The sequence below is a fragment of the Mycobacterium mantenii genome (assembly GCF_001667865.1).
GTDB classification, from domain to species: domain Bacteria; phylum Actinomycetota; class Actinomycetes; order Mycobacteriales; family Mycobacteriaceae; genus Mycobacterium; species Mycobacterium mantenii_A.
In genome coordinates this window covers 187,878-198,414 of record NZ_LZJP01000089.1, presented here as the reverse complement: position 1 = coordinate 198,414, position 10,537 = coordinate 187,878, and the positions used below count along the sequence as shown (strand labels likewise).

The following is a 10,537-nucleotide window of genomic DNA, read 5'->3' as shown; positions in this document are numbered from 1 at the left end:
CCTGTATGCGTCTTTAGGTCTCGTTCGTCTGGCGGTCACCACCGCCGGGCGGGGGTTCTGTCGATGCGGCGTGGTTCAGCGTCGAATCACTAGCCGGGAAAACGGCTGGCCGGTGTGTTGTCGGCGGACCGCCCGGGTGGTGCTGAGCGGCGCGACGGACTCCATCGGCTGTACTAAGAGTGTCATAAGGATCAGCCCTCGTTTTGCGTGCTGATCGGTTACTGATGAGTTCTACGCACGGGTAACCGTGTCCTGGGTAACACGCGGTTTCACCGGCGGCGCGGACCCGATTAACAAACCTGCTGCATGCAGGTGGTTACGGTCGAGTAGCTATAACTGCGCAGATCAAGGCAGTCTTGTTATCGAATCGTTACATAAAAATTTTGGGCCGCGGAGTGCCGTCGCGGTGCCGCCGGCAGCATCCGACGGCGATTGGCCGCCCGCGCCCCTACCGGAAATGAGCGAACGAGTGTTTGCTGGGATTTCTAAGAGTCGGCGTTTCGGCGGCGCCGGACGACGGCATCGGGCGTTAGGCCCACTGACCGAATTGGGGCTTGAGGATCTCGTTGATGTCCACGCCGACCCCACCGACGCTGCGTTTGTCGATTTCAACCTGGTGCAAATTGGCCGCCGGGTGGGCGTACCCCTTGGGCGAACCCCAGTTGTGCTGCCAGAAGTACGAGCCCAATCCATCGTGCAGCGCCCAGTCGATGGTCTTCGAATTGGCGTACACGCCTGTGCGCTGATGACCGATTACCGACTCCCACGAACGCAGATAGGGCGCCACCTGGCTTTTGTACTGCTCGTAGGAGGGATCGTCGTCGATCGAGGCATAAATGGGTGCGCCGGCGGGCCCGCCGGCCGCGGCGTGCAGCTGCATCCCACGCTGGGCATGCTGCAGGCCGGCGTTGGCGCCGCCCAGCCAGTCCGCGGTGCTGGCCTTGCCGTACTGATAGCAGGACACGATCTTGAGGCCGTTGCTGTCGAGGTCCCGCGCTTCGGCGACTTGGATCGGCTTGCCCAGCATCCAGTTGCCGCCGGGGCGGCGGTCCGACACGTACCGGATCGATCCCACGGCGCCGGCGGCCCGGATCTGGCTGGCCGGAATGACCCCGGCCGCGTAGTCGAGCAGGGTGCCGAGCGAAGCCGATGCCGGCGCGGCGCTCAGCGACGCGCCCGCGGCCCCCAGACCGAGCAGCGCAGGGGCTGTGGCCGCGAATTTGAGCAGATCGCGTCGCGAAACGGATGACACAAGCCACAGGGTACGACAGAAACCCCATATGCCACGTGGATCACACTGATCACATCTGCATCACAGTGCAGCATCGTCGGTTTGGACGGGTTCCGGCGCGGGCAGCACGATGACGCTCACGGCCTCCAGTCCGCGGCAAGCCGTCTGCTGGGCAATCTCCGCGATGAACCGGGCGGCGGCCGGGCTGATGGAGCCCGCCCACGCGCGAAAGCCCTGCACGATCACCGGATCGTGCTCCAACAGCGGTTGCACGCCCCGCAGCACGGCCACCACATCGTCGGGCAGGGGGTCGGCGAGCTGCTGGTCGATCCACCTGCGGGCGAGTTTCTCCGCCGCCGCAACGTCCTCGCCCAACGCGATCACATCGGCGGCCAGGTCGCGCAACCGATCGAACAGCACCTCGCGGCCCGGCGTCTCGGCCAGTTGCGACAACAGGGTGCTGGCCGCGGTCGGCAGCACCATTTGTCCGAACAACACCGGAACCGGGAGGTCCCACTCGTCGAACAAGTCGGCGTACATCGCGGCGAGGGGTGCCGACACGGGGGCGCTGAGCCGCCCGATCACACCGATGCTGTCGCGGTGTGTGGTCGCCAACCGGCGCAGGATGTGTTCGCTGAGGTCTCCGCCGCCGCACTCGGTGGCGGCATCGATGGCTTGGATCAGCCGGTCCAGCCGCTCGCGTTGCTGCATCAGCAACGTGCGGTGCTCGTCGAGCAGGCCGGCCAGCGTGCTGTGCCCACCTTCGATCAGCCGCTGAATGTCGTTGATGCCGAGGCCGAGGCTCCGCATCAGGTCGATGCGCAACAAGTCGAGGACCTGCTCGACGTCGAAAACCCGGTAGCCGTTGGGCAGGTAATGCGCGTGCAGCAATCCGATTTTCTCGTAATGGCGAATACGGCCGGAAGCGATGCCCGTCAAGGCCGTGACGTCGCCGATCAGCAACTGCTCAGCCACTCCTTGACCTTACAACTGTCACAAGGTCTGTAATCAGCGGATGGAACACCACCAGCTCATCGACCTGACCCGGCGCGCGTTGAAGTTGGCGCGGGACAAGACGACCGATCTCGCTCCCGCCCAGCACACGGTCGACGCGCAGGACTACACCGGCATCGAGCGGCACAATCAGGACCGCGCCATGCTGCTGGACAGCCCGCAACTGGTCGGCTACGTCTCGGAACTTCCCGGCCCCGGCGCGTATTGCACCAAGACGGTGATGGGGCGATCCATCCTGTTGACCAGAGCCGCCGATGGAGCGGTGCGGGCATTCAACAATGTCTGCCTGCACCGCCAGTCGCAGGTGGCGTCGGGATGCGGCACCGCCAAGCGGTTCACCTGTCCGTACCACGCCTGGACGTACGACAACACCGGGCGGCTGGCCGGGATGCCCGGACGCGAGGGTTTCCCTGACGTACCGCTGGGGTCCGCCGGCCTGACCGAGCTCCCGGCCTCGGAATTCGCCGGATTCCTCTGGGTGGCACTGGATCCCGGGGCGACGCTGGACGTGGCCGCACACCTGGGCCCGCTGGCCGACGAACTCGACTCCTGGGGCATCGGGCGCTGGTCCCCATTGGGTGAGAAGGTGCTGGACTCCCCGATCAACTGGAAATTAGCGATCGACACCTTCGCCGAGAACTATCACTTCGCCACCGTCCACCGGCAGACCTTCGCCACGATCGCGCGGAGCAACTGCACGGTGTTCGACTCCTACGGGCCGCACCACCGGCTGATCTTTCCGCTCAACACCATCGTGGAGCTCGACGACGTGCCGGAGGATCAATGGAGCCCGTTCTACAACGTGGTGGTGATCTATGCACTGTTCCCCAACATCGTGATTTCGGTGACGATCGCCAACGGTGAGCTGTTCCGGGTCTACCCCGGGGACCGGCCCGGCAGGTCAATCACCGTCCACCAGAACGCAACACCGCAAGACGTCTCCGATGATGCGGTGGCAACCGCCGTCCAACAAGTTTTCGACTATGCGCACGCCACCGTGCGCGACGAGGATTACCGGCTGGCCGCGGGGCTGCAAGCCAATCTCGAGTCGGGAGCCCGCGACCACCTGGTGTTCGGCCGCAACGAGCCGGGGTTACAGCATCGCCACATCACGTGGGCCCGGGCGCTGTCGCAGCAGTCAACTGCCGTCAGCCGATAGCACCTTGATCAGGTCATCGAGAAGCATTGCCAGCGCGTCATTTTCGACAGGCGCCGAGCTGAACAGCAGCTCAACGGCCGCCTTGCGATGGCCGGCGGCCACCAGGGGCACGACCTGATCGACCATGGTCTGCAGCTCGGGGGCCGGCGGTGCCAAGTTCGCGACGGTGGTGGAAAGCACCTCGATCAGTTCCCAATCCCGGTACAGCGCCAGCGAGCGTTCATTGAAGGCGAAGCCCGTGACCGGATTTCCCCACATCGTCCCGTGGTAGCGGTAGGGACCCTCCATGTACTCGATCGGCAGGCCGTGCGCCGGGGCCGCCACCAACGGCTCTCCAATGAGGTCCAATTGCAATGTGGGACAAGTGATCCGGTGCCGATCGGGCATGTACCGAGCCGGGGCTAGCGGCCGCACCAGGGGACGCACGGCCTCCGGCCAGCGCACGTAACTGGTGACGGTGACCTCGAGGTCTTCGGCACATTCCGGCGCAATCGCGGGGTCCGGGTGGCTGGTCGTGACACCGGTAAACGGCTGCAGCTCATTGCTGTTGGTGCGGTCGAACTGGCGCCAGATACTCAGGTCAACACCGTTGTCGAAGTTGATCGTGCGCCATTCGTGCGACCTGGCCCGCGGGTCTCCCCCGGACCCACCGCCGCCGGCGTACTTCGGGAACCACTGCCGATCGACGTGCCCGCTGGTGCCGGACACCTGCTGGACCACGTCGCCCCAACGCAAGGTGCCGGTCATCGCCATACCGGTCTGGAAGTAGGAATAGGTATCGCTCTGACCGAAGCAGACGATCTTCCCGTTGTACGTCGATGCACCCACCGGTGTCGGTGCGCGCGTTGGTGTTACGGCCAGATCCAGCCGCATGGGCCGACCGGACTGATCCTTTCCGACCAGGCTGACCCGATAGGTGTAGGGCAGCAGTTCGCCATCGCTATTGCGGCTGGTGGTCCACGACGCGGTTCCCGCGCTGCTGTGGTAAGTGATGTCGAGATGGCCTGACGCCATCGTCAGCTTGCGCTGGGCGCCCGGCTCCATATTGGCCGGCGGCATGTCGTAATCGGTGAAGGTTCCGTAATCGCCGGTGTCGAGGTCGAACAGCGCCATCGTGTAGAAGTCCGCTACGACCGTCCCGCCGGGGCGGTTCTTGTTGAAGATGGTCAGAAAGGCGAACGACCGACCGGTGTCCGCGGCGTCGAGCTGGCCGGCGATGAACCAGGTGTCCGACTCCTGATCGGGGTGTTCGCCTTCGGCGGCGGGAAACTCCAACTGGCTGTCGCCGGGCACCAACTGAAATGGATAGCTGCGCCAGTCATTATTCATATCGCGCCTCGCCTCGCCATCGTCGCTGATGATCCGCCCGCGGATTTCTGACCAGTCCTTTTTTCGCTATGTTAGCGTCAATAGAAAGTTGCGGACACCGTCTCATCCTGCACCCGCCGCCGCCCCAAGGAAGTGCCCTGATGACGAACAACTCCGACCATCGTTGCTATGACGAACTGTTCATCGGAGGGCAGTGGCGCAAGCCCGCCAATCCCCAGCAGCTCGCCGTGATCTCGCCGCATTCCGAGGAACCGATGGGGCACGTCCAGGTCGCCGGCCCCGAGGACGTCGAGGCCGCCGTCGCCGCCGCACGGCACGCGTTCGATCACGGCCCGTGGCCACGGATGAGCCATGCCGACCGGATGGCCAAGGTCGAACAGCTCGCCGGAATCTACGCCGGCCACGCCGACGAGATGGCCGACCTCATCACCGACGAGATGGGGTCACCGCGCAGTTTCAGCCGGATGGGCCAGGGGGCGGCCGCCGCCGCGCTGATCCACCTCTCGCTGGCCGCCGCCCGCGACTTCGCGTGGGAGGAGCGCCGCCAGGGCGTGCTCGGCGAAGTGCACCTGCGCCGGGCCCCGGTCGGGGTGGTCGCGGCGATTGTGCCGTGGAACGTCCCGCAGTTTCTGATCATGCCCAAGCTGATCCCGGCGTTGATCGCGGGCTGCACGGTCATCATCAAGCCCGCGCCCGAAACACCGTTGGACGCTATGTGGTTGGCCGAGATGATCGAGCAGATCGGTTTGCCCGAAGGCGTGGTGTCGGTGCTGCCCGGCGGCCCCGAGATCGGCGAGGCACTGGTGCGTCATCCCGGGGTGGACAAGGTCGCGTTCACCGGTTCCAGTGCCGTCGGGCGCCGGATCGCCGCGCTGTGCGGCGAGCAGCTCAAGCGGGTGAGCCTGGAGCTCGGCGGCAAGTCCGCGGCGATCATCCTCGACGACGCCGACATCGGTAAGACGGTAGCCGGCCTGAAGTCCGCGGGGCTGATGAACAACGGGCAGGCCTGCGTCGCGCAAACCCGGATCCTGGTCAGCGACCGTAAACATGACGAGGTCGTCGACGCGCTGGCCGGAATGATGTCGGCGCTGAACGTCGGCGATCCGGCCGACGAGGCGACGGACATCGGACCGCTTGTGGCCCAACGACAACAGCGCCGCGTCCAGGACTACATCAAGTCGGGCCGCAGCGAAGGCGCCCGCGTCGTGCTCGGTGGCGAACAGAGCCCGTCCGAGCGCGGCTGGTACGTGCAGCCGACGCTGTTCGCCGACGCCACCAACGACATGCGCATCGCCCGGGAGGAGATCTTCGGTCCGGTGCTGACGGTCCTGCGCTACCGCGACGAGGACGACGCGATCCGCATCGCCAACGAGACCGACTACGGGCTGGCCGGTTCGGTGTGGACCGCCGACATCGAACACGGACTGGACGTCGCGGCCGCCGTCCGCACGGGGACGTATGGCATCAACATGTACACCCTCGACATCGGCGCACCGTTTGGCGGCTTCAAGCAGTCCGGCATCGGGCGCGAGTTCGGGCCCGAGGGGCTGCACGAGTACGTCGAGCTGCAGACGCTGATCTGCAAAGGCCAACTGCCGCCGCTGTCCAACTGAAACGCACCGGCGCTCAAACGGTTTCGGGCACCTGCAGGGTCAGCTCGACCGGACAGCACAGGGCGCCGTGCTGATTGGTCACCTGGATTTCGATGTCGACCAGACAGCGCGGCGGGTCCACCGAGGTGTCCCGCCGCTTCGCGACGGCCCGGCCCCGGCCGATGATCGTGTCGCCGGCATACACCGAGCCGGCCAGCCGCATGGAGCGGCGTACCACCCGGGACCGCGGGCCCGCCCAGTCGGTCGCGACCCGGTCGGCGAAACCAGCCAGGTGCATCGTGTTAACGTAGATCGTCGGATTGCCCTGGGTCTGAGCGTAATTCGGATCAAAATGTCCGGGAAAATAGTCCCACGTCGCTCCGGCGTTCTCCACCACGCGCTGGTAGCTGATGTGGTCGACCACCTCCGGCAGCTCGGCAGGAACGGTGATCCGGTTCCAGTCCAGGCCGTCGCCGGTCACGAGGACGCCCCTGGGGTGAAGCGGAACAAGGTATTACGACAGGTGGCCACCACGGTCCCGTCCTGGCGGCGGTAGGTCTCCAGCGTCTCCACGAAGTGGCCCACGCCCAGCCGCGTCTGCTTTTCCGGCGACACCGACACCAGTTCGTCGACCACGGTCAGCACGTCACCCTCGACGATGGGCTCGGGAAACTCGACCGTGTTGGCGGCGTTGATGAATGTGGTGCCGGGCAGCGGCACCCGCAGGGCGATCAGCGAACCCGACCTCCTGCCTCCGGGTTGCCATGGCGGCGCGATCAGCCAGCCCATCAACAGCGCCGGTGGCGCTAGCAGGCCTCCCCAATGCCGGCGGGCGAACTCGGAATCCCAATAGGAGCGATTGCCGTCGCGGACCATCGCGGCGAACAACTGGATGCGTGCGGCGCTGACCGCGGTCGCCGCTGTGCGGGGCTCGCCCTTCGCGCCGACCATCCGCAGCGCATCCTCATAGGTGCCGAAGGCTAGCCGCTGACTGAAGTCCTGATCCACGTATTGGTGCCGCTCACATGACGAGCGGGTGCCGACTCGGGACCGAATCCCACTGCAACGTACGGGAAGTGAAGTACCAACCACCCCGCTCGTAGGTCAAGGTGTCGCGGAATGTCCCGGTGGCCCGCAATGTGGTGTCGCCGTACATGGCGGCGAACAGCACGACGACACAATGCTGGGACGCGTTGACCCCGTCGATGCGAATCTCGTGATCGACCGTGACCAGTCGCTGACCGTCGCCACCGTCGAAGGCCGAACGCAGGTCGTCGAACCGCTCACCGTCGCGGGTATAGCTGGCGCCCGAATGACGGAAGGTGGAGATCCAGCGGTCGCGGTCGCCGGCCGAGTAGGCCCGGTTGTGCCGGGCATTCAAATCCAGGATTGCAGCGCGTCCCGTCGCGGCGTGGAGGAACTGCTCTTGTTGATAGGTCAGGGTCATGGTGGCTCTCCAGCCTCTGTAGGGAAATGACGGGAAATCGCCTCACGTAACACTAACTTAACTCAGCGGCTGGCGACATAACCGTGTTCTTCGCGATCCCAAGTGGCCTCACTCAAGCCACGAGCACGCAACAAATCTTTACGTATTCGTCCGATTACGTTCTTCGGCAGTTCATTGACCGTCTCCACGAATCGAGGCACGCAGAAGTACGGCATACGGGCCGAGCAGAAGTCCAGCAGTTCCGCGAAATCCAGTGTGGCGCCCGGCCGCAACGTGATGACTATCAGGACGTCCTCCTCCCCCAGCTCGCTGGGCACGCCGACGGCCGCGGCTTCCGCCACGGCGGGATGGCGCATGACGACGCTCTCCACTTCGACCGAAGAGATATTTTCACCGCGCCGGCGCAAAGAATCCTTGAGCCGGTCCACATATGTCAGATTCCGATCGCGATCAAGCCTCCCGAGATCGCCGGTGCGAAACCATTCCGGATGCGGCTCTATCTCCGAATCCGCGCCGACATAACCTTCGCTCATCACATGCGGATGCCTGGGCCGACAAGCGATCTCACCCACCGTGTCGGCGGGCAGCGGGGTTCCGTGTTCGTCGAGGATCCGCACCTCGAAATCGGGATTCGGCCGTCCCGAGGTGCCCGGAACCCCACTGTCGGCCACCGCCTTGACCGCGATGGGAAACGCCTCGGTGAGCCCGTACATCGTAACGATGCGGCAGCCATAGCGCTTCTCGATCGCGCGGTAGGAAGCCACATCGATCGGAGCGGCGGAGATGAACCGCAACGGCAGCTGTGCGTCGCGCGGATCCGCGGGCATGTTCTGCAGCATCGACACCATCGCCCCGGCGCCGGCGAACCCGATGGCCCCGCGGGCGCGTATGTCGTCCCAGACCTCGCCGGGATGAAAAGCCCCCGCCAGCACCGTGGTTGCGCCAACCAGCATGGGGGCCAGGATGCTGGGCGCCGCGCTGAGGTGAAACAGCGGCATCGCCGTCCACAGCACCTCACCCTCGCGAAATTCCCAGGCCGATGAGGCCGTCGCGGCGACCGAAAACAGGTATTGCCATGTCGTGGCGACCGCCTTGGACGGGCCGGTGGTGCCCGACGTGTAGAACAGGCAGGCGAGGCCGTCCGCCTGACCGGGGCCGCCGGCCGGTGCACCGTCGGTGTCTTGACTCAACGTCGCCGTGAGCGAATCACCCTGCACCACAACGCTTGTCAGGGTTTCCACCGCGTCGGCGACCTCGGCGGCGCGGGGCCGGCGTTCGGCGTCGGTCAGCAGCACCTTGGCCCGCGACAGCCGAAGGGCGTGCAGCAGGAAGTCACCCTTGTTCGCCGCATTGATCGCCGCGCTCACCGCCCCGATTCGCGCGGCGCCCAGCCAGAAGTACACCCATTCCGGGCACGTGCCGGTGAACAACGCGACGCGGTCGCCCCGCCCGACACCCAAGTCGGTCAACATGTTTGCCGCGGCGCAGGACCGCCGGCGCATCTGCTCAAAGGTCACGTCGACGCCGGCAATCGACATCATCACCCGGTCGGGATACTGCTGCGCGCGGCGATCCAGCACGGCCGGCACGGTGAAACGGTCGACGCCGAAGTCGGCGGGCCCCCGCATCAAGCTTTCGCGGCCGCGGGGTCGGGCTCGCCGTCGGCGTTATAGCCGAAGTCGGAGGGCGATGGTTGCTCCCCCGGGTAGAAGCGGTGCGCCCAGCGGCGCAGCGCCGCGTAGTCGTGGGCCTCTTCGGGCGCCAGGTTCGGCTTCTCCAGGTATTTCATGTTCTCCCACGTAAAGAAGTCCTGTTTGATGACCTCTTGCTGGAGAGCCAGGAACCGGGCGGCACGTCCGGTGGGCACGTCACCGCTGTCGCCCGGCTCCCGGACGGACGCCTGCGTGTAGAAGTAATCGGTGTAGTCCTCGTCGACCGGCGTCTGACCGGTGACCTGCACGGTGGCCACCAACTCGCTGGGGAACCGCACCACGCCCAGGCCCAGCGAATAGTTGTCGTAGATGATCTTGGCGTCGACCGGGCCGTTCGGGGTCAACCACGTCTGCGCCCGTCCCCCGCCGAAATGGGCGTTGACCGTGGCGTGCAGGTGGTACCCGGCGACCTCGAACGACGCCGTGGTGGCCGGATTGGCCGCCTTGTGCACGTATTGCACGTGGTAAGGGTCGGCGGCGTTCTCGATGATCATCTGCGGATGCACCTTGACCCGGTTGAGCATCTGGGTGTGCGGGTGCAGCGGGTAGTACTCGTTGGTTTCCAGCTCGGGTAGCACCGGCGGCTGCCAGTACGGCGCCCGGCCGTGCCGCTCGTGCCAGGCCAAGATGAAGCCGTACCACTCCATGCTCGGGTAAGTCCGGATGCGGACGTTGTTCTTGCAGCCGATCTTGCTGTAGGGAATCAGCGCGTTGGTTCCGTCGCCGCGCCATTGCCACCCGTGCCAGGGGCAGACGATGTTTTCGCCCTCCACCGTGCCGCCGACCCCGAGGTTGGCGCCAAGATGCTGGCAGTAGGCCTCCATCACGTGGACCTGGCCGGACTGCGTGCGGAACAGCACCAACTCCTCACCGAAGTAGTGCGCGCGCCTGACTTGGCCCGGAGCCAGATCGGTCCCAAAAGCGACGATGAACCAGCCCGTCGGGAAGCGGTAGGTCGACAACGCGATGCCGGCCTGCCCGAACTCCCGTTCTGAAGGGTCTGATTCTGGAATCGTATTCGTCACGAGAACTCCGTTTCCCACGCGGCCGGGC

10 protein-coding genes are annotated in these 10,537 nt (G+C 65.6%); 2 read left to right on the top strand and 8 right to left on the bottom strand.

Features of this window, described 5'->3' with window-relative positions; genetic code table 11:
• Window positions 1–529 precede the first annotated feature (529 nt).
• Both A5688_RS14705 and A5688_RS14700 read right to left on the bottom strand, forming a co-directional pair.
• Complete coding sequence (locus A5688_RS14705; protein ID WP_067829069.1) at window positions 530–1,252, bottom strand: DUF1906 domain-containing protein; 723 nt, start codon at window positions 1,250–1,252, stop codon at window positions 530–532.
• Between the two features lie 60 nt (window positions 1,253–1,312).
• On the bottom strand, window positions 1,313–2,206 hold the full coding sequence (locus A5688_RS14700) for a MerR family transcriptional regulator (RefSeq protein ID WP_067829066.1): 894 nt from the start codon (window positions 2,204–2,206) through the stop codon (window positions 1,313–1,315).
• 40 nt (window positions 2,207–2,246) lie between these two features.
• Here A5688_RS14700 and A5688_RS14695 point away from each other — a divergent pair, with 40 nt between their 5' ends.
• On the top strand, window positions 2,247–3,404 hold the full coding sequence (locus A5688_RS14695) for an aromatic ring-hydroxylating oxygenase subunit alpha (RefSeq protein ID WP_067829063.1): 1,158 nt from the start codon (window positions 2,247–2,249) through the stop codon (window positions 3,402–3,404).
• On the opposite strand, the gene A5688_RS14690 is transcribed toward A5688_RS14695, so the two are convergent.
• Complete coding sequence (locus tag A5688_RS14690) at window positions 3,384–4,733, bottom strand: secreted hydrolase (RefSeq protein ID WP_067911447.1); 1,350 nt, start codon at window positions 4,731–4,733, stop codon at window positions 3,384–3,386. The two genes, A5688_RS14695 and A5688_RS14690, sit on opposite strands and share 21 nt — an antisense overlap.
• Window positions 4,734–4,873: 140 nt before the next feature.
• Here A5688_RS14690 and A5688_RS14685 point away from each other — a divergent pair, with 140 nt between their 5' ends.
• Complete coding sequence (locus tag A5688_RS14685) at window positions 4,874–6,346, top strand: aldehyde dehydrogenase (RefSeq protein WP_067829056.1); 1,473 nt, start codon at window positions 4,874–4,876, stop codon at window positions 6,344–6,346.
• 13 nt (window positions 6,347–6,359) lie between these two features.
• Here A5688_RS14685 and A5688_RS14680 read toward each other — a convergent pair whose 3' ends face one another.
• From A5688_RS14680 to A5688_RS14660, 5 genes are all read right to left on the bottom strand, one after another.
• Window positions 6,360–6,806: a MaoC/PaaZ C-terminal domain-containing protein gene (locus A5688_RS14680; protein ID WP_067911450.1), complete on the bottom strand. Its 447-nt coding sequence runs from the start codon at window positions 6,804–6,806 to the stop codon at window positions 6,360–6,362.
• Window positions 6,803–7,333: an FAS1-like dehydratase domain-containing protein gene (locus A5688_RS14675; RefSeq protein ID WP_067829050.1), complete on the bottom strand. Its 531-nt coding sequence runs from the start codon at window positions 7,331–7,333 to the stop codon at window positions 6,803–6,805. Before A5688_RS14675 ends, A5688_RS14680 begins: the two co-directional genes overlap by 4 nt.
• 13 nt (window positions 7,334–7,346) lie before the next feature.
• Window positions 7,347–7,772 (bottom strand): nuclear transport factor 2 family protein, encoded by a 426-nt coding sequence (locus A5688_RS14670; protein ID WP_067829047.1) that lies wholly within the window; start codon window positions 7,770–7,772, stop codon window positions 7,347–7,349.
• 62 nt (window positions 7,773–7,834) lie between these two features.
• The gene (locus A5688_RS14665) at window positions 7,835–9,400 is read right to left on the bottom strand and encodes an AMP-binding protein (protein WP_067911455.1); all 1,566 of its coding nucleotides are present in this window, start codon (window positions 9,398–9,400) and stop codon (window positions 7,835–7,837) included.
• Window positions 9,400–10,509 carry an aromatic ring-hydroxylating oxygenase subunit alpha gene (locus A5688_RS14660; RefSeq protein WP_207546672.1) on the bottom strand — a complete coding sequence of 370 codons (1,110 nt, stop codon included), beginning with the start codon at window positions 10,507–10,509 and terminating at the stop codon, window positions 9,400–9,402. The genes A5688_RS14665 and A5688_RS14660 overlap by 1 nt, the downstream gene beginning before the upstream one ends.
• Between the last annotated feature and the right edge of the window lie 28 nt (window positions 10,510–10,537).

Coding starts and splice junctions, on each gene's coding strand:
- A5688_RS14665 (WP_067911455.1), bottom strand. CDS start 9,400: ATGCGGGGGCCCGCCGACTTCGGCGTCGACCGTTTCACCGTGCCGGCC.
- A5688_RS14690 (WP_067911447.1), bottom strand. CDS start 4,733: ATGAATAATGACTGGCGCAGCTATCCATTTCAGTTGGTGCCCGGCGAC.
- A5688_RS14695 (WP_067829063.1), top strand. CDS start 2,247: ATGGAACACCACCAGCTCATCGACCTGACCCGGCGCGCGTTGAAGTTG.
- A5688_RS14685 (WP_067829056.1), top strand. CDS start 4,874: ATGACGAACAACTCCGACCATCGTTGCTATGACGAACTGTTCATCGGA.
- A5688_RS14670 (WP_067829047.1), bottom strand. CDS start 7,772: ATGACCCTGACCTATCAACAAGAGCAGTTCCTCCACGCCGCGACGGGA.